Here is a 19,469-nt window from a genome sequence, read left to right as displayed (position 1 = left end):
CTGTTTTTATGCATTGGCTTCGGACTCATTGGTTGTGTTATTATTCAGCTCTTTGATATCCCTTCGGGATGAAGCTGCCGGGCCGCTCGGGTGCCCTGAGTGCCAGCGGGTTGTGGCAAGATGGGGGCAGTTCAACTGCCCTTCCGGCCAACCCGGTTTACAACAGCCGCACCGGCAATGAGCCCCTGGAGTACAAGGCCACCGAGACCATCAGCTTTGTGGAAGGCTTTGAAAGCGGGGTGAACGATGCCTTTGAGGCCTATATCACGACGGATAATGGAAGCGGCAGTGGAAATGACGGCAGTGGGGCCGGCGTGTATGCTGATGGTGGGTACCGCTATGGGTTTAACGGAAAGGAAAATGATCTGGAAATCTCCGGCGATGGAAATCAGTACGATTACGGGTTCAGGATTTACAACCCCAGATTGGGACGGTTCTTATCCGTTGACCCTCTGTTTAAATCTTATCCTTGGTATACCCCTTATCAATTTGCAGGAAACAAACCGATTATTGCCGTTGACTTAGATGGGTTGGAGGAGCAAGAGACCAACGTAATAGACGTATTTGTGATAACCGCCGACCCAATAGCTTCAAAGACTGCCAAAACGATGGCTTCAACAAATCCCAGAGGATTGGTTCTACTGCAACAGCAAAGTTGGAACCAAATCGTAGTTGAGATAAATGACATTGTTCAAAAGCAGTTCAATCCCAACTACAACATTGATCCGGAGTTTACAACCAGGGTTAAAGATGCGATGTACGGATACTTTGGAACCAATGCGTTAAGCAAGTACACATCCTATTCGCTTTACGCAGGCGGTGATGTAACAGGCATCCAGCAAAGTGCTATGGACAAGGCGTTTGAGATTGCAAACGACTATGCGAGGTCAAGGTTTTTTGGAGACGCTGCGTACAATAATTACCTGAACAAGATTAACCAGGCAAAAGACCCAAATACAAAAGCGGCACTCATTCAAGAGCGACACGACAGGACAACCCAGAATTATCATTTCGTGTGGTTTACAAACCTTCAAATGATGGAGTTGTTTACCGGCTTCATGACGTTGGGCGAGAACAATATTGGTCCATTAAACCGAACCAGTGGCTTTTCTCTTGAAAATGCAAATGCAGCGAAGTATAAAAAGGTGGATGACTTGATTTCAGATGCCGGTACATTAACAAGGCTCAAAGGGGGAGTTAAGCAGGGTACTATCAAAGGAGATGCGTATGATGTGTTGCAGGGCTTGGCGAAGCAATACGGTGCAGAGCTACAAGCTGACAGCAAAGGAGGAATATTTTTCCAGTCTGGCGAGCTTAGAATGGGAATGCATAACTCAACGAGAACCGGAGTGCCGACCATTGACGTGAACAATTCTGGAAAGACGTATAAAATAAGAGTAGAGAATGAATGATTTTGAAACGCTAATTGAAAAGTATTCTTCAAACTATTACCTGCTTTACTCAAGCATACAGGAGAACGAGTGGGGATTAAAAGCAGTTGGAAGAGGCTATTTGGAAAAATACGGCCTGACGGAGCCTGAGTATGAAACTTTTTGGAAGCCACTACAAGATGAGATTTTTATTAATCAAGATAGGGCTTTACCTGAAATGGTTTTTGGCGACAGCTATCGTTTAATAGCCTTGAGAGGAGGGGTGCTTTTTGAGAAGGCTGATTTTGAAAGTTTGCAGGCATGTTTTTTAGAACTTGGTGAGAGGAGTTTTGTAGTTATTGAAAACACCTTTGGTAAATCTTCCGACGAACCGCCTTTACGAATGAAGTATCCAGCTATAGTTACATGGGAAGAGCTAATGAGCGGCAACTTCATCTCTTCCGTCCTTTTTGAAATGCCACACAAAGAATATTTTGTTTTTGGGCAGACCGCAGCATGGGGAAAGTATTCGGCAAATGATTTTGAAAAGCCACTTGACATCATTGGATTTAAACCGGAACTGTCAAATCTGTTTATGCGAAATCTTACGCAACCAGATGAAGAGTGGCAGGAGGTGAGAGAGTGGCTGCCGCCAGACTATAAAGACCGTGTAAACTACTAACACAAAAGCCGCTGCACATGCAGCGGCTTTTGTGTTATCCGGTGTGGGCCCGGCCTACTTTGAAGTCTCTTAGTCCATATCAATCATGTTGAAGACAAAGTTTTTCTTCTCGGCCGGCAGCTTTTGCACTTCAAGGATGCGGGTGAGGGTAAATTTATCCAAATGCTCATCGGCCTTGCCTACCAGGCAATCCAGCGACACTTCTAGGAGGTCGGCCATCTTTGCGGCCGCTTCGATGGAAGGCTTCATTTTTTATTTTGCTATACTCAGTGCATTGCTTAAGTTGTAAGTATCCTTTTTCGCAAGCAGCAGATGTAATAGGGTTTTGATTAGCAGCTTGAAAGCTCCTTTAAACTACAACCCGCCAATGTCGAGTTTCAAGGCGTCGGAGATACTATGGTAAGCCGGAATTAGTGAAATCAATCGTAGAAATACGCTACCCATGAATGACAAATACTTTTATCTTGTGCAGTTGTAAGGCAATTCTTTAGCAAAAGTTCTTTGATACAAAAGGTGTACAGAGGCTTGCAGAAATTCGATGGCAAAAACGGATTTGGAGTGATAATCTTGGTAATATGCTAACAACGATCAACAAAGAAACGACAAGTGTGAGGCATATCTATGGGCAAAATTATACTCTGATGTCAGCACAGTCAAAGTAGCTCGTCAGCTATCCATAACATCCTATAAACACTGACAATATGGGCTGCGCTACTAACCCAGCATTTCAAAAGCCAAAGCATTTTTCGAATATGTATATTATTTTGACCAAACTAATTTTATTAAGCAATACCAAAATGTTCATCAAAATGGTCCCTCTATTTGCCATTTTTTATTCCTTGAAATCAACTGCTGCATCTCAGCCATATCCAAGCTCAGAAGCAAGAGGCAATATATGTTCACCCCTCTGCCAGTGACCTGTTTCTGGCAGGAAGAGGCCCTCGTGCATTGAAATAGTAACAATAAAGATATCTGACCTAAAACCAAAACAAGACAAACAACTGAACCACCACTTCAAACAAGTACCAATGAAACAAGCTTTTCTCCTGCTCTTTCTGGCGCTGCTATCCGCAACCGGCTTTTCACAATACGTATACAAAATCAAAGCCGATAGCGTCAAAATTACCAATGATAGTTGCAACGCCGAACTGATACTCGAAAATAGCACCAGGAACGTCAACGGCTTTCTTTTCAACAAGGCCAATGGCCGCACCGAGTTCCGCCGCGGAGTCATCAAAGTTGATGATACAACTTACATTATCGGCGCAGATACCTTAAAAACCGGCACCGGTCCGGCAAAGTTTGCGGGCAGTGATTTCTTTTTTAGTGCAGACAGCAGGGCAACTGGTAACCGGGCGCACAGCTTCAAAGGCTTCGACCTGACTATAGACAGCATAAAGTACCTGCAACAAAACGCTGACAGCGCCCTTTTTATGACACGTATAGGCGGGTTTAAGTACGGGACGGTGAATCCGAATAGTGTGATTGCTGCGACGTTGCCGGGAGCATTTGCCGGTGGATATTCCAACGGCGGCCGTATTATGGCAACAGGCCGGGGTTCGTTTGCGCAGGGTGCGCAGATGCTTAACGCAACCTTCACTGCTTCCAACTCTGCCATCCTAGCCTCGGGTTCGGGTACGTTTGCGCAGGGTTATTCCATCAAAGACGGCGACAGCATCCTTGCTTCGGCCTCGGGTTCATTTGCGCAGGGGATAGCGTATGGCGGTGATATACTGGCCACGGCCGCAGGCTCACGGGCAACAGGCTATGCGTACAACCCTTCGGGTGCACTCAATGCCAAGTTGAGCGCCTCAGTGTCCGGTGTGTTTGTACACGGCATTTCGGCAGGTACAAACAGCTTCATGGGCAACACCGGCAGCACATCGGCCGGTGCGGTTGTCTTTGGCTACACGGGGGATGCCGCAACGACCACGTCCAACGATACCATATCGGCAGCGGGGCAAATGTCCTTTACGGCAGCGCGTGCCTTTATCGGCTCGAAGGTCATTACATCGGGATACAATGCACGCACCTTTGCTACGTCTTACTACAATTCTTCGGTCACGAACAGTGGATATGGCTCAACGTTATTCGCGGTGGCTGATACCTCAACCACGGTAAAAAACGGCGGCGGGGGATCATTTATGTCGGTTTTTGCGCAAAAGGGGGCTTATGTGGAGAACACTGGCCTGTCCTCGTTTGTCGGTGGTTGGGCAAACAACACTGATAGCATCTACAACAACTCAACCGCGTCGCTTGTGTATGGTGTAGGTGTGCGCAACTATGCAGGCTCCACCATTGGCGCTTTCAACAAACCAATTCCCTATCCATCGGTATTGATGGGGAAGTATCTGTTCAACACTGGAAAGGCCTCCTACCTGTTTGGCTCATACCTGAACAATGCCAGCGACAGCACCCTGAAAATTGGTTGGGGCAGCGACTTGCTGAGCGTTGAGAATAACACAGCCAATCCCAATACCGTCACGATTGGCGGCAAAATGCGCTATGCCGCTGCGCCAGCTATATACAGTGCCGGTAACTATGATGTGTTGGTGAGAAACCAAACTACCGGCAACGTGGAAACAGTGGCCTCCAGCAGTTTGGGTGGAACTCCCAACAGCGACTCCATTGCATGGAAGTTGACAGGCAACGCAGCCGCTGCAGGGAGTGAAACAGGTTCATTTTTGGGAACTACCAATAACGTGTCATTGCGTGTTCGTACCAACAATACCCAGCGCATGATTGTGGATAGTACGGGTAACGTGGGTATAGCCACATCTGCACCGTCGTTCACACTTGACGTAGCCGGCTCGGCACGGGTTTCCACTTTGCCTTTTTCGGCTACAAGCAGGGACACCCTCGTTAGTTACAATCCTGTAACAAAACAATTAACAGGGGCGATGGCATCAGGTACATTGATTGGCATTCGTGTACTGACTAGTGGTACTGTGTACACTCCGTCCACTGGTACATCAGCTATCGCAATCGAGCTCACTGGCGGCGGCGGTGGGGGTGGCGGAACTATTGCAACAACAAACAACAATGCAAGCTGTGGTGCCGGTGGCGGTAGTGGTGCGCAGGTCAAAAAATACATTTCTTCGCTGCCTTTAGGTCCTTTTACGTATTCTATTGGAACCGGCGGTAGCGGCGGTACAACGGCAGGTGGTAATGGTGATAATGGAGGTTCCACATCCATTGTAATTAACGGAGTGACTTATACGGCACCTGGTGGTAGCGGTGGCAGTGGTTCAACTTCCGATGCTGCAACAGCACTCTTCGTATCCGGTGGTAGCGGGGCGAGTGTGGGCACAAACGGAGATATCAACGGTGCTGGTCAGCCTGGTGACAATGGAATGAGATTAAGTGGAACTGTGGTAGCAAGTGGTGCAGGGGCTTCTTCTCCTTATGGTGGAGGAGGAACTTCCCGTACAGCTACAAGTGTTGGTATGACGGCAACAGCTTATGGAAGTGGTGGTAGCGGCGCAGCAGCAATTGGTGCCGTTGCTGGGCAAACTGGTGGCGCAGGTTCTGCCGGCGTGATTATCATTTATGAATACCGGTAAATAACATTTGAGTTTGCTTTTCTTCTGAAGAGTGGAAATTTATTAATCTATTTACACAAAGAATTAGAGGCTACCAAAAAACCGCTGAGCAATCAGCGGTTTTTTTGAAGTAGAGATTTCAATTCCATATCAATTTTATCTGCTTGTTCAACATACAATAGCTTAGAACTGACAATAATAATTATACCATTTCTGTATAACTCAGCCTTCTCAACACTGCCCGCAATTAATTCTTTTATTTGTATTGGAGACATTCCCAAAGCATCATTGCAATATTGAGTATCATAATAATTTACAGGGTAGAGGCGGATAAGCTCTTTTCTAAGATTTTTGTTCTGTACTCTTTCAAAGTCTTGGTAAATGATTTCTTCATCGAAAATTTGAGCTGCATAAGGATCGAAAAAATCAATGTACTTCTTAAACGTTTCATTAAGTAGATGACCATAGTCCACTTTCTTCGGATTAAATTCTATGTTTATAATGTCGTCATCCATTGAACTATCTTCCAAGCGCCTTCTATAGCGATAGATGATATTGCCTGTTATACCTTCTCCAAGAATGTTGTCCAAAGGAAAAATAGCTATAATGCCATCTGCAAAATCAGGAACTGGATAGAAGCCGTCTTCCACTCCCCATGGTTTTGGAATAACTTTTAAACCATTAATAATTTTCTCATGCTTTTGTTCAACACTAATGTTTATGCTGGTTCTGGAAGAAAGGTCAAATCTATATCTCATGTTTAATTGTTAAGGCGTAGGCTTTCTGGGCACAACTTTTACACCAACATTGGTTATTCTTAAGTCTCTAAATAATTTTACCGCCGTCCTAAGCTGTTTGGCATCAGGAACCTCATACCGAATGTTAAAGCCAGGATTTTGTCTCAACGCTTCAGAGGCTCTTCTTAACTGATCTAAGGACTTTGGATAACTGGTGAAAGAAAGCTTCCTGTCTATAAAAGTATTTGTTTCAGGTTCAAATCCATCAAACTTAATAAAGTTTTTCCCGTTAGGGTTAGGATTATCGTACTTAAGAGTCGGAACTATTTTCTTTTGGGTAGCTACGTCGGACGCGGATCCCGGTATTGTATTTTCATATTGTTGCGCAGCCGTTCCATTTTGTTTCTCTAATGCTGTTCCTCTTCCTTTGTTTGGAGAGACTTTTTCGCTTGGCGCCTTTTCAATTAAAGTTCCAACTAATACACCGCCTAATGCATCTGTAGCGTTGTATAAAGCTCCGATCCCCTCTAAAGTATAGGTCTTGTCTGGGCTTAACCTAGCATCACCAGGCTTTAAACTCATTACTTCTTTTTCTGAAGAAAACAAGTAATGCTTTCCATCAAGATATTCAAGCACAGGAGTTTTAAAATAGTCTGGTGTCCAACCCGTTGTTTTATGGACTAAGTTTAATGCCCAATTTCCATAATCCACTTCTCCGGTCTTGACAATTTTAAACTCAGAAGTAGCATCATTACGAAACATCTTGTAAAACACATACTCTAAACCATCTTGATCAACGCCGCTAACGGGACTATTACTTGCAAACTGAAACGGTGTAAGCTCAGGGTATTTCGCTGCAATAGGATCAGTACTCAAGAAGCGCCCTAGCCGGGGATTATAAATCCTGAACCCGTAGTCATACTGATTTCCATCGCCGGAAATTTCCGGGTCTTGCTCCTTGCCGTTGAAGCCATAGCGGTACCCACCTTCAGCATACAAGCCGGCTGCACTGCCGCCATTTCCACTGCCGTTTCCATTATCCGTTGTGATGTAGGCCTCAAAGGCATCGTTCACCCCGCTTTCAAAGCCCTCCACAAAGCTGATGGTCTCGGTGGCCTTGTATTCCAGGGGCTCGTTGCCAGTGCGGCTGTTGTAAACCGGGTTAGCCGGAAGAGGGTTTCCACTGCCTGCATCTTGCCACAACCCGCTGGCACTCAGGGCACCCGAGCGGCCCGGCAGCTTCATCCCGAAGGGGTAATAGTCCTGGGCTGTGGTTACTTCCGCCCTGTAGTGCTCAATCAAAGAACTGTCTTGTGGTGAAGATACACCGATCTTCTTATCAGAGATCGTCGCCAGCACGTTGCCAAAGGAATAAAAAATGTCAAGGTACTGTCTCAAAAAAGCAGCGCTCTATTGCAAGATCGACACTGGGTGCAACCCCCGCATCGAAAACGATGTAAATGTGCTTAAATAACTGCACTGAAAAGAATTTGACGTCTCCACCAAAAAAGAAAAGGAACTCGTCTTCGACTTTCTGGACAGCCTCATCGCCAATAAAAAAAATAAAAACCTGCTGGGCTAACATGCTTAGTTCAAAGGTGCCCAACAGGGGTCTCGCCTAATTCATTGAACTATTATCTTCAAACTGTCACGGCAAACTATATTTGAGTCGCCAGAACGCAAGACAGAATAAATTTCGACTTCATTTTCGTTTCTTCCTGAGTTCGGGAGGCTTATTCTTCCTACATGGCTTGCAATAGTGTCAAATGAATAAAGTGAGTTGTTTATCAAAACGGTCACTTGGTTCGAATAACCGCTGGGTTCGGCATATAGAAATATGACTTCTTGTTTATTTTCAGTTCCAACCGCATTTCTAATCATTGTATTAGGGCTTAGGCAAACACCTTCTTCTTTGATCAAGTTTTGGGTTGGCGAATCATACTTTTTTACATAATATATCTCTCCTTTGAAGTCACGCTCGTTATAAAGGCTCAAAGCTCCATTTTGGTAATGGAAAATAGGTCCTATTGCAGTGCCATTAAGAAAATAGCCTTTGCCTCGTAACTGGCCAGAAGTATCAAACTCTAATGCTTCGCCATTTAATGAGTCATTCATAAAATGACATCTTCTACTCATAACACCGTTTGCATAATAGCTTATTTCCTCACGATTTCGGCGGGAGCCTTCAAAAACTATTTTCTTTTTAAGCTTTCCGTCTGAGTAGTATTCCTTTATTACTGACTGGTCATTACCACAAGCTTCAAAAATTAATATCAATAAAAACACCGAAATATATCGTTCGACAATTCTCATCCTGTTTTAGCTTTTGATAGTAGGTATTTTGTTTGTCGCCTTCGTTCGTGTCTTATTACCATGATAATTTTCTTCGGGATTAACGTGGTGATTCATACTGTCCTTAGGTTCAACTTTATTACAAATGGTGCAGGAATCGCTACCAGCCGGCAGTATAGTGTCAGGCTCTCTTTTTTCAGATTCCTTTTTCTCCTTATCATCGTCTAACTCCTTTTTCTTTTTAAGAATCTCGTCTTTGGTATTTAGTGCTTCCCCTGCGTTTTTCACTCCTTCTAAAAGATGAATAACTTTCCCAATTCCCTTACCATGCAATGATTCACTAAGTGCCTCTGGTTTGGCACTCGCAATGCTGGCAATAGCGGTAATAGTGCTGATGTCTATCTCATCTACATTCACAAGGTTAACGTGTCCAGAACCGCCCATGCCATCTGGCGAGTTTCCGCCTTTAAGAATCGAACCGCTCTGGCGAAGACCAGAGAAAAAATCACTGACTTTGTCCCAGAAACCTTTGTTTTGTTTGGAGGCTGCAAAAAATGGATTACCGGCTTCTTCCTGAACCATCCGGTTTCCCTCCCAGTGCCAAACCTGCACATTAAATTGGATGCCTGGCCCTTTGGGGCCTTGTGGTAAATTTTGTCGTGGCCCATTGTTATTAGAGTAGGTTCCAACATTTGTGATATTAATCTTTTCAATCTTAGTGTTTGTACCGTTCAGAAAGATCTCTACCATGTACCACTTATCTTCCTTGCCGTCCATATCTACATTCATAATGGGCTTATTTCCGGCAAACTGATAAGGCGTGTACCACGGGTAACTTGCAGTTAAAGGATCCACCGATTTAAACCTGCCGATTCGTGGGTCATAGATACGGAACCCGTAATCGTACTGGTTTCCATCACTGGAGACTTCCGGGTCTTGCTCCTTGCCGTTAAAGCCATAGCGGTACCCGCCATCAGCATACAAGCCGGCTGCACTGCCGCCATTGCCACCGCTACCGCTGCCATTGTCCGTTGTGAGGTAAGCCTCGAAGGCATCGTTCACCCCGCTTTCAAAGCCTTCCACGAAGCTGATGGTCTCGGTGGCCTTGTATTCCAGGGGCTCATTGCCACTGCGGCTGCTGTAGACCGGGTTGGCCGGAAGAGGGTTTCCACTGCCTGCCTCTTGCCACAACCCGCTGGCACTCAGGGCACCCGAGCGGCCCGGCAGCTTCATCCCGAAGGGGTAATTAGCCGGCTAAAAAGAAATTCCGCCTAGTTTACACTTCAATTCTTAGTTGGGACAGGCAGTGTATTAGTCTGAATCTCTCGACGAACTTCAACATCCATAAAATCTATCATTTCGTCTTTTCGATAATCAGCAAAGCTAAATATCAGACTAAAGCTATCATCTTTAGTCTGTCCCTCGGAGGAACAAAAGGGGATGGTGTATTTTGTGTGATATGGCTGCTCCTTTTCGATCTTTATTATACTGTCATTGATCTGACTACCACAGTTTATTAAACGTTTGGACACAAAATCCACCTTGTCTAAAAATCCTTCCTTGCTGTAAATATTAAAGCACCGGCTCGTATCTACTAGCTGATATAGTTGAGAGGTATCATACTTTGATATTGCAGTAACTGCTTTCTCGATAACCTCACGTCTTTTATCTTTTGCAGAGCCAATGTTGCTGCAACCGCTGCTTGTCAAAAAAGTGACATATACTATCGTAAATAATTTAATCATTGTTTCTGGGTTGAAGTATATTGACTAATCTTATCATATTCATTACCTCCGCCGTCTGCTTTGTATTTTTTCAACACATCATTTACGGCACTCTTTGTCTTATCCTGAATTTTAATTCCTTGAGCCTGCATAACCTGTAGTCCATGCCAAGCTACCGTTAACTGCCTTCCAAAAGCTTCTCTCCGGATCTTGCTATATTCCGAACCAGTGAACTGGTCGGTTTCGGCAGTCGGCAGATAACCATCACTTAAAAAATTAACCAGCATAACTCTTTGATCAGCGCCTTTTAGCTCGTCTCCAAAATAATTCTTTCCCGTCTTTGGATTTATTGCCATGTAAGCATCAATCGTGTTGGTTGCGTTATAAAATCCCCTGCGTAAATTACTCTCATCATATAGAGCATCCCAAATGCTAATGTTAGAAACATTCTGTGCAATTTCAACTCCTTCTTTAGCTCCCGAAGCCCCTGCACTTATCTGTGCCGGACCAGAAGAGCCCCACGCAGGATCATCACCATAGTAACTACCTACCGGTTTAGTGGCATCTGTAGGCTCTGGTGCAGACCCTGGGGGAAGGCCGTTAAAGCCAGGAGTTTGCCTTCCGTAGTATTTATTAGCGTCATAAACGATAGCCCCATCAAGTGTTGAGTTATAGTCTCGCCCCTTAGTTGTAACAGGACCTCCATTCACAAACTTGAAGCTTTGCATCTTTGCATCTTGTAAAGCCGCAGGAATATTCTCATAAACTGTTTGAAGGATTGTGCTTGTCGTTGACACATTATTTGTACTTGAAACGCTAAACTGCATTCGGTACATAGATTTTTGGAAGGACAAAAACTCCAATCCATCCAAGTCTATTCCATTTACAGGCCTGTTGCTGGCATATTGATAAGGTGTTAACATCGGGTAACCTTTTGTCAAGGGATCTACACTCAAGAATCTTCCTAACCGGGGATTGTAAATCCTAAACCCGTAATCGTACTGATTTCCATCACCGGAAATTTCCGAATCTTGTTCCTTGCCGTTAAACCCATACCGGTACCCGCCATCAGCATACAAGCTGGCACCACTGCCACCTGATCCACTGCCGCTTCCATTATCCGTCGTGATATAGGCCTCAAAGGCATCGTTCACCCCACTTTCAAAGCCCTCCACAAAGCTGATGCTCTCGGTGGCCTTGTACTCCAGGGGCTGGTTGCCCGTTCGGCTGTCATAGACCGGGTTGGCTGGCAGAGCAGTTGAACTGCCTGCCTCTTGCCACAACCCGCTAGCACTCAGTGCGCCCGAGCGGCCCGGCAGCTTCATCCCGAAGGGAGGGCAGTTTCAAAGAGCTGTTGTTGCCTGACTTCAATTGCAGCTATAGCAATGTTCTGGAAGAAAGCATAATGGGACAACGGCAACCGCTTAGAAGGATTATTTCGTCCAAGCCTCATATTTGTCGTAGGAGAGTGACTTTCTGAAGCAAAAAAGATGGCTCTCTACAAGCTTTGTATAGATTAGGCCTTTATGATTCGCATGGATCAACTTATATGAGACTTTCTTTAAACGTCCGTTACAATATTGAGACTGCTTTTCTACAACGCTTTCCAAAAAAGTTTTGATTCCTGAAATTACCTGCTCAACATCCTTCAGCGAGGATATTTCGATGTAATGAAAAACAGTTGCTTCTATCTCCTTTTCACCTACATTAAAAAACACTATTTGATCATCACTTCTTTCTATCCAAATCGAGAACGAGCACCTTCTATGTAAACTGCAGCTAAAGTATATTTTGAAAAAGTCTGCAGTAGCCAGTTCTTCTATCGTAGCATTTGCTTGTAATGCTTTGTGATTTTCCAAGAAGTCAATCACCTTAAGCACATTTATAGAATTGTTCCCTTTAAGGAACATCTTAGTTTCATGATCTACAATGTTCATTACTTCAGTAAATTTATAATGTTTTCCCTTGCCATGTTTTGATAGAAGGTCCTGCTTGGCAACTTCATTAGATGAAAATGGCCTGCCTCATTCCACCATGTTTTCAGACCAGGGAATAACCTTCTAGTTCTCAACCATTCATTAGCTGATCTTAAGTACGGGTTACCAATTTTTAAACTAAAGTCTCCACCAGCACCCCATCGAAAACCAACCGTAGGCGTTTCTCCGACCTTTGAATAGCTCTTTCCAAATCTCAACCACTGCTTCATGCCGCCAGTTTCAGCTGCAAGAAAGCCTTCAAGAGACTCTGCCGCTTTCCCAAACATCCCCAGCTTAGGTAAAGGCATTAGCAAGGCTTCTGGATATACAGGAACGAGTGCAGGCGATTGCTGCTTAAGGCCAAATGTTGAACTGGCCTTGTTCAAAGCCCTTTCTCCGCCGTAACCACTTGGATCTATTCTGGAATTTGTCGCATCAATCCAAGTATCAGGACTTGAGCCGCTATTCGGTGCCCATACATTAGCAGTTATTTTATACCCTGAACCATAACGGCCACTCCCGGAAGTAGTAAAGTTGATCGTATAATTATAATCTTTCGTTGCATCATAAATCTCACTGGGCGCTGTACGGCCCTCTGAACGTTTTTGCGAAATGATATCAATTGCCCCAGATTTTTCTTTGGAGTTGCTTGAAAAATAGTAGTCAAAATCGCTTTTAAATAAAATGGCACTGGAGACCGATCCAGCCTTTGCTGAACCGTCCGAGTTATAACCTACCCAAGAATAATCAGTAACCTTACCTTGCTTGTCTTTAGTTGGTGCCCACTCAAGACCGTCTTCATCTATACCATCAATTGGCCTATTCGAACCAAATTGATAAGGAGTTAATTCTGGATATTTAAAAGTCAATGGGTCCACGCTCAGGAACCTGCCCAGCCGTGGGTCATAAATGCGCATGCCGTAGTCCTGCTGACTACCTTCAACTCCCTTGACCTCATCGTCATTCTCCTTGCCATTAAAGCCGTAGCGATACTCGCCTTCCGCATACAAGCCGGCACCACTGCCGCCATTGCCACCGCTACCACTTCCATTATCCTGTGTGATATAGGCCTCGAAGGCATCAACTTCCCCGCTGGCAAAGCCCTCCACAAAGCTGATGGTCTCGGTGGCCTTGTATTCCAGGGGCTCGTTGCCGGTGCGGCTGTCGTAAACCGGGTTGGCCGGAAGAGGGTTTATACTGCCCGCCTCTTGCCACAACCCGCTGGCACTCAATGCGCCGGAGCGGCCCGGCAGCTTCATCCCGAAGGGAGAGACTTGTCAAAGAGCGCGATTGATTACTCTTTCTTGTATTAAAACTCACGGTTGCCATGTCCCAAACCAGTAGCAATTTGCTTTAGAGTTGCATATCTTAAACTACAAGCTTCTGAAATTTGTCTAATATCTCGTTTTTTATATCCTCATCCAATATATCACTCTTGATAATATTTGGTCTCTTTTTATTAATCAATTTTATTAGCTCATTCTTTTGTTGAATGTTTTTCAACCAAAAGCTTTCTTCGACTTTCAAAAGAGTTAGTAGTAAATCTCCTGGGTAGTATAGGGCTTCTTCATAAACATTCCGATTTAATAAACTAATTGCTAAAGGAACTATATATTTTAGCCCAACATTTTGTGACAAAAGGATACGTATTTCATTAGCATCTAAATTGTATATCGGTTTCCTCCGGAGTAGAAATACACTTTCAACTAGTTTTGTTGGAAACTCTGACGGGACATTCCAAAAGTCATTTTCTAATTCTTCTAAGGATCGGTTATTCGCTTCTTGGGTGTTCATTTTGTTATTTGTTTTTTGCGGCTTTTGTTGCTCTATCTAGAACGGCATTTATTTCATCTTTCTGCTTAGAAAGTGTATTCCTCAATTCAGTGGCTGTTTCAACTACATCCCTACTTACTTTGTTGCTATTAATTAACTTGTTCAGTTCTTTTATTTGATTTTTTAAGCCGCCCAAAGCATTCTTTACTTCGGTTAGATGATCATAAGCTTTCCCATTGATTATGACCGGCTTGCCAAATATGTCATTTACAGCGGCTCTTATATGGAGTTCGTCCAAAGCAGTAGAAATATTATTAACCTTCTTAATGACGTTTTCAAGAGCTTCTTTTCCAGCTCCCTCAAGCACTCTTGCCGCTCGTCCTGCTTTTCCTAGGCCACTTAAAATCTCAGCGCCAAAAACGTCTAATGCCAACCAGCCTACAGCCCCTAATCTACTGCTCTCTTCCCCTCTGAAATTTTTACCTGTTAAGACAACCTTTACATCTCCGGCAGGAGTTAAGTCTAGGCCTTCTTTAACAATTGGCTTTGCTTTTTCAGCATAGTAGGCTAACCTTTCAGTTTCTGTAGGATGGTTTTTGTATGTAAAAAGTACTAAGGCAGCGTATGTTCTTTTATCAAGTTCAATTGACAACTTCAAAGTCTTGATAACTTCTTTATCTGTTGTCTTGGAGAGTGAAACTGTAGAATTCGTAACCCTTCTGCCCACCATTTCTCTCAACTGTACAGCCATGTCATAAACGGCAGGAGTTGCTTTTTCTAGTCCATCTAAATCAAAATTTCTAATAACATCGTTTTCGGCAAAAGCATAAGGAGATATCCATGGAAACTCAGAGACAACAGGGTCCACGCTCAGGAACCGTCCCAGCCTCGGGTCATAAATGCGCATGCCGTAGTCCTGCTGGTTGCCCTCACCCTTGACTTCATTGTCATTCTCCTTTCCGTTAAAGCCATAGCGGTACCCACCATCTGCATACAAGCCTGCTGCACTGCCGCCATTTCCACCGCTACCGCTGCCATTATCAGTCGTGATATAGGCCTCGAAGGCGTCGTTCACCCCGCTTTCAAAGCCCTCCACAAAGCTGATGCTTTCGGTAGCCCTGTACTCCAGGGGCTGGTTGCCACTGCGGCTGTTGTAAACCGGGTTGGCCGGAAGGGCAGTTGAACTGCCCCCATCTTGCCACAACCCGCTGGCACTCAGTGCGCCCGAGCGGCCCGGCAGCTTCATCCCGAAGGGACAATGTCAAAGAACCAAAGCAGAGATCAATTCTTGTTCTTAAGATGCCTTCACAAATTAACCTTTGGATATTCTCAATATTAATGGAAACGGGGAAAGGACTATGATCGTTAATCGGTGGTTACATGAGTTTGCCCTACGTGACCGTCAACTTTATCAATAAATTCAGTTTCGAAAATCCCAATCAATTTTTGTTTTGATTTTTCACTTAGCCGTGTGAAACCTCCATCCCCTGTGCTGCCGCCATTTCCTTCTTTGTCATGTGCATAGGCAATGAATACCTCTGAACTGTGAGATGTATCCCAATCTTCTTTTTTGCCATAATACCGGAACGTATAAATATTCTCAACGTCTTGTTTTTTAATTGTTATTGTGAGGTAGTTCTCTCCATCGTTGTAGTAATCTTTACTTGTATCCCGGACAACATTTTGGCTCGTGTTAATTACTGCATTGACAGCCTCTTGTAAGCGATGTTTTGAGACATGATAGCGGTATCCCTTTATTGAACCATGGGTGCCACCATCAATGCCACAGCCGAGCAGTATTATAATAAAAACCAAACTGTATCTCATTTATTGTGCTTTATTGTGTCGGTATCCGCATGCCCTTCATTTTTTTCAGACTTTCAGCCGCTTGAAAAAACTCGCTACCTTTTTTTGCAGCTTTCGCCGCTTCCTTTGTCACCGGCTTTCCAGTAATGTTGTCCTTTTCACCTTTCTTTTGTTTTTCTTCGATTATGCCTGCTCTTTTTATATAAGCTTCATTTGCAGGTGTACTCTTAGAATCCATCACACCACCCAAGCCTCTTACCTTGACGGCATCATAATCCTGATCGTGCTGCTTTGCATTAGCGTCGGCTTCATCTATTGGAGCAAGCCTATAATCATCATATAAAACATTATAGTTCTTACCTACCTTGGGCATCCGGGGGTTATCTGGACCTTGATAAATGCCATAAATATTCTTGGACCATCTTACTTCATCAGGCCTATACCCTTCATCCACTTTAAAAATAACATATTTTACTCCGGGTCCTTCGGTACCGTTATTCTTTAACTCATAATCGGTAGTGACTGTAACCTTCGTTACTTTTTGATTTTTGTCAACGTAAATATGGAAAGTTGCATACTCCAGACCATCTAAATCAACACCGTCAATTGGCCTGTTTGAAGCAAATTGATAAGGCGTCAGTTCAGGGTATTTTTTTGTTAACGGGTCGACGCTCAAGAACCGCCCGATGCGAGGATTATAAATCCTAAAGCCATAATCATAAATGTTTGCATCGCCGTAGGTCTCTGGATCTTGCTCTTTTCCGTTGAAGCCATAGCGATACCCACCATCAGCATACAGGCCGGCACCACTGCCACCTGATCCACTGCCGCTTCCATTATCCGTCGTAATATAGGCCTCAAAGGCATCGTTCACCCCGCTTTCAAAGCCCTCCATAAAGCTGATGGTCTCGGTGGCCCTGTATTCCAGGGGCTCGTTGCCTGTGCGGCTGTTGTAAACCGGGTTAGCGGGAAGGGCATTGGAACTGCCCGCGTCTTGCCACAACCCGCTGGCACTCAGCGCACCCGAGCGGCCCGGCAGCTTCATCCCGAAGGGAGACTGTCAAAGAACTAGAATGGTGGAAAATAAGAATAACTCTCTAGAGCCAAAGAGACTAAAACAGAAGTCCTTGATAATCTAAGCGAACACTACCAAAAGCCAGACGCATGCATTTGTATAATTCAATAAAGGCTAGGGGTCGCCCGTATTTATCACTTAATTCTCATTGAATTAAATATCGTTAGCATATCAACAAAATATTGGGTGTCACTATTTATCAAATTACTATGAGCGGACAGCACAATATGATGGTTGAAATCTTTGATCAGAAAACCAATCTTCCCTCTATTTTTATTTATAGGATAGTAAAGCTTTTTGTATGTATTTTCGTTTTTACTCACTTCGAATAGGAAATTATTTAAGTATTTTGGCAAGCTTACAGGTAGCCATTTTTCTCCGCCGTTAACTCTAAATCTGCATAAATAGTCCACGCCCTCCTTTCTTAATGAGCTGTCATTAATTTTCACTACTCTCTCCAAAACAGGTTTAGGGTTTTCTCGAACTTTGCTTTCAAGGCCGTTCGATCTTTTGATTTTTTCGACGTTTTCTTTAGAAGTATATATAACGCCTGGCTCATTAAATGCAAAGCGGGTTAAAAGGTTTGGATCTTCTGTTTCAATATATTCTAAAGGACTTTTAAGGTGTGTGTCCGTAAAGGAAGTGTCATTGGTTATATTGACTATTATCCTGTTGGTGTCATTAAATATTACAAAATTGTTGGATGAAGGCTGTTTATAACTCCATCCCTTCGGTAAAGCGAAAACTGCATTGTCAATTTGAATGATTGCCTCGTTGTTAAGTTTACAGTTAACACTTGATAAAATGAGGCTAAAACATGCAGCCCACCAAAATATCACGTAGCTATTCATGTGTATTTGCAAAACTTTTTTGAGTTCGTTTCTGTATAACTTTACCGCTTGGGGTAGATGTATCGTTACCATTTAGATTTCCTTTATCTGCATTTCGTTTAATATCTTTTATTTGACTTGCCATTGCATTATTTGGATTACGCGCTGGAATATTAGGGTCTAATATCACTCCAGCAGGCGGATTACTTGAATAGCCCATAAACGTATAATATAAGTCGTCATTTCTGCTATCTTCAGCTATTTGTGCCGGGATTTCCAATTTTTTTCCGTTCACGGTATTGAGATTAGGATTATCCTCAATTTCCCATGGATGGAGTAATCCTCCTGTATGGCCGAGTTCATGAGCTATTATTGAGGTATTGTAAGCGATTTTGCCGTTGCCCGCATTTATTCGCCCTATTGTGCCTTTATTATCAAAATAATCTGCATTTAAACCGATGTACAGTCCACCTTGCTTTGAGAAACCCCCTGTGGTTTTACTATTGAAATGGTCACCATCTAAAACTTCTAAAAAGTGATCTGTTTTGCTAAGATTAGACTGCTTGTTTTTGTCTTGTTTAAACTCCTGCAAATTCAGATTTGTTTTCCAGACCAACTTCTCGGAAGGATCTGATCCAGAGTATAACCTTTCAACATTCGCCTCAACATTTTTGATTAACTTTTTCATATCAATAGGTTTGGACGAATTATTCACAATTTTAGCATTGATTGTTATACTGATTGTTGTTACGCCAGTTTTCTTATCCGTTGAAGTAGATACAATCCAATCTTCACCATCTTGGTCAATAAAAGTAATCGGACTATTTGCGGAATATATGTATGGGCTGTAGCTTGGGTATTTTGAAGATTTAGGATCATCACTGAACCAACGTCCAAGCCTGGGATCGTAAATTCTTGCTCCGAAATCTAAGCTATTCCCCTCACCCTTTATCTCATTATCTTTCTCTTTGCCGTTGAAGCCATAGCGGTACCCGCCATCAGCATACAAGCCTGCTGCACTGCCGCCATTTCCACTGCCGCTTCCATTATCCGTTGTGATGTAGGCCTCAAAGGCATCGTTCACCCCGCTTTCAAAGCCCTCCACAAAGCTGATGGTCTCAGTGGCCTTGTACTCCAGGGGCTCATTGCCCGTGCGGCTGTCGTAAACCGGGTTGGCTGGCAGAGCATTGGAACTGCCCCCATCTTGCCACAACCCGCTGGCACTCAGCGCACCCGAGCGGCCCGGCAGCTTCATCCCGAAGGAATGTCAAAGAACCATTAACCAATATAATGCAAGTGTGTAAGTGGAGATATACAGTATTAAATGCTTACTTATTTCTGATTTTATTTAAAGCATTATCTAGGGTTTTATAGTCGAAAGGATTCTTGCCTTTATCCATTATCCCATCGACCCATTTGCCGTATGCTTTTTTCATCAACAACAATCCTTCTTCAGTTAAATCACCCGAACTAATCCGCGTATTGTCATTGATCACAGTAGCGTCTTGAATGAGCGGTTTCGTTGCCAAACCTCTAATTTGAAGATATGTCATTATACCTTTGAAATATGAATAAATGAGGTCTTGATTGATCTCAAAATTTCTATCCTTGTGTGTGTGCCAACTTACTTGGTCAATGATAAAATCTTTTTCCATATAATAT

Annotated in this window: 19 protein-coding genes; 3 read left to right on the top strand and 16 right to left on the bottom strand. The window is 43.7% G+C overall.

Translation table 11 applies throughout. From position 1 onward, the window contains the following. The first annotated feature begins 68 nt into the window (after nucleotides 1–68). Nucleotides 69–1,412, top strand: a complete 1,344-nt coding sequence (locus D6024_RS21120) for an RHS repeat-associated core domain-containing protein (RefSeq protein WP_121356806.1) — start codon at nucleotides 69–71, stop codon at nucleotides 1,410–1,412. Further along, nucleotides 1,405–2,052 (top strand): hypothetical protein, encoded by a 648-nt coding sequence (locus D6024_RS21115; protein ID WP_121356805.1) that lies wholly within the window; start codon nucleotides 1,405–1,407, stop codon nucleotides 2,050–2,052. The genes D6024_RS21120 and D6024_RS21115 overlap by 8 nt, the downstream gene beginning before the upstream one ends. Nucleotides 2,053–2,121: 69 nt before the next feature. Here D6024_RS21115 and D6024_RS21110 read toward each other — a convergent pair whose 3' ends face one another. Next, nucleotides 2,122–2,301, bottom strand: a complete 180-nt coding sequence (locus D6024_RS21110; protein ID WP_121356804.1) for a hypothetical protein — start codon at nucleotides 2,299–2,301, stop codon at nucleotides 2,122–2,124. A 779-nt stretch (nucleotides 2,302–3,080) separates the two neighbouring features. Here D6024_RS21110 and D6024_RS21105 point away from each other — a divergent pair. Next, nucleotides 3,081–5,615: a glycine-rich domain-containing protein gene (locus D6024_RS21105; RefSeq protein ID WP_121356803.1), complete on the top strand. Its 2,535-nt coding sequence runs from the start codon at nucleotides 3,081–3,083 to the stop codon at nucleotides 5,613–5,615. Nucleotides 5,616–5,707: 92 nt separating this feature from the next. On the opposite strand, the gene D6024_RS21100 is transcribed toward D6024_RS21105, so the two are convergent. The 15 genes from D6024_RS21100 to D6024_RS21025 all read right to left on the bottom strand — a co-directional run bounded on the left by D6024_RS21100 (nucleotide 5,708) and on the right by D6024_RS21025 (nucleotide 19,462). Beyond that, entirely contained in the window at nucleotides 5,708–6,352 is a 645-nt protein-coding gene (locus tag D6024_RS21100; RefSeq protein ID WP_121356802.1) for a hypothetical protein, read from the bottom strand. A 9-nt stretch (nucleotides 6,353–6,361) separates the two neighbouring features. After that, nucleotides 6,362–7,729, bottom strand: a complete 1,368-nt coding sequence (locus D6024_RS21095) for an RHS repeat-associated core domain-containing protein (RefSeq protein ID WP_121356801.1) — start codon at nucleotides 7,727–7,729, stop codon at nucleotides 6,362–6,364. A 225-nt stretch (nucleotides 7,730–7,954) separates the two neighbouring features. After that, a complete protein-coding gene (locus D6024_RS21085; RefSeq protein WP_121356799.1) occupies nucleotides 7,955–8,644 on the bottom strand; it encodes a toxin-antitoxin system YwqK family antitoxin in 690 nt (229 codons plus the stop codon). Between the two features lie 6 nt (nucleotides 8,645–8,650). Beyond that, nucleotides 8,651–9,856, bottom strand: a complete 1,206-nt coding sequence (locus D6024_RS21080) for an RHS repeat-associated core domain-containing protein (RefSeq protein ID WP_121356798.1) — start codon at nucleotides 9,854–9,856, stop codon at nucleotides 8,651–8,653. A gap of 50 nt (nucleotides 9,857–9,906) precedes the next feature. Beyond that, complete coding sequence (locus tag D6024_RS21075) at nucleotides 9,907–10,368, bottom strand: hypothetical protein (RefSeq protein WP_121356797.1); 462 nt, start codon at nucleotides 10,366–10,368, stop codon at nucleotides 9,907–9,909. After that, nucleotides 10,365–11,672, bottom strand: a complete 1,308-nt coding sequence (locus D6024_RS21070; RefSeq protein ID WP_121356796.1) for an RHS repeat-associated core domain-containing protein — start codon at nucleotides 11,670–11,672, stop codon at nucleotides 10,365–10,367. The genes D6024_RS21075 and D6024_RS21070 overlap by 4 nt, the downstream gene beginning before the upstream one ends. A 108-nt stretch (nucleotides 11,673–11,780) precedes the next feature. Beyond that, the gene (locus tag D6024_RS21065; protein ID WP_121356795.1) at nucleotides 11,781–12,284 is read right to left on the bottom strand and encodes a hypothetical protein; all 504 of its coding nucleotides are present in this window, start codon (nucleotides 12,282–12,284) and stop codon (nucleotides 11,781–11,783) included. Beyond that, nucleotides 12,284–13,582, bottom strand: a complete 1,299-nt coding sequence (locus D6024_RS21060; RefSeq protein WP_121356794.1) for an RHS repeat domain-containing protein — start codon at nucleotides 13,580–13,582, stop codon at nucleotides 12,284–12,286. The genes D6024_RS21065 and D6024_RS21060 overlap by 1 nt, the downstream gene beginning before the upstream one ends. Before the next feature lie 109 nt (nucleotides 13,583–13,691). Beyond that, nucleotides 13,692–14,117: a contact-dependent growth inhibition system immunity protein gene (locus D6024_RS21055; RefSeq protein WP_121356793.1), complete on the bottom strand. Its 426-nt coding sequence runs from the start codon at nucleotides 14,115–14,117 to the stop codon at nucleotides 13,692–13,694. A 4-nt stretch (nucleotides 14,118–14,121) separates the two neighbouring features. Beyond that, entirely contained in the window at nucleotides 14,122–15,342 is a 1,221-nt protein-coding gene (locus tag D6024_RS21050; RefSeq protein ID WP_121356792.1) for an RHS repeat-associated core domain-containing protein, read from the bottom strand. A 119-nt stretch (nucleotides 15,343–15,461) separates the two neighbouring features. Then, complete coding sequence (locus D6024_RS21045; RefSeq protein WP_121356791.1) at nucleotides 15,462–15,923, bottom strand: hypothetical protein; 462 nt, start codon at nucleotides 15,921–15,923, stop codon at nucleotides 15,462–15,464. Nucleotides 15,924–15,933: 10 nt separating this feature from the next. Further along, nucleotides 15,934–16,947: an RHS repeat-associated core domain-containing protein gene (locus D6024_RS21040; protein ID WP_121356790.1), complete on the bottom strand. Its 1,014-nt coding sequence runs from the start codon at nucleotides 16,945–16,947 to the stop codon at nucleotides 15,934–15,936. 164 nt (nucleotides 16,948–17,111) lie between these two features. Beyond that, nucleotides 17,112–17,828 carry a hypothetical protein gene (locus D6024_RS21035; protein ID WP_121356789.1) on the bottom strand — a complete coding sequence of 239 codons (717 nt, stop codon included), beginning with the start codon at nucleotides 17,826–17,828 and terminating at the stop codon, nucleotides 17,112–17,114. Continuing rightward, a complete protein-coding gene (locus D6024_RS21030) occupies nucleotides 17,821–19,062 on the bottom strand; it encodes an RHS repeat-associated core domain-containing protein (RefSeq protein WP_121356788.1) in 1,242 nt (413 codons plus the stop codon). The genes D6024_RS21035 and D6024_RS21030 overlap by 8 nt, the downstream gene beginning before the upstream one ends. 73 nt (nucleotides 19,063–19,135) lie before the next feature. Further along, nucleotides 19,136–19,462 carry a hypothetical protein gene (locus D6024_RS21025; protein ID WP_121356787.1) on the bottom strand — a complete coding sequence of 109 codons (327 nt, stop codon included), beginning with the start codon at nucleotides 19,460–19,462 and terminating at the stop codon, nucleotides 19,136–19,138. Nucleotides 19,463–19,469 lie beyond the last annotated feature (7 nt).

Origin of the sequence: Flavisolibacter nicotianae (assembly GCF_003628535.1) — a bacterium.
GTDB classification, from domain to species: domain Bacteria; phylum Bacteroidota; class Bacteroidia; order Chitinophagales; family Chitinophagaceae; genus Flavisolibacter; species Flavisolibacter nicotianae.
This window is presented reverse-complemented; position numbering and strand designations above follow the sequence as displayed.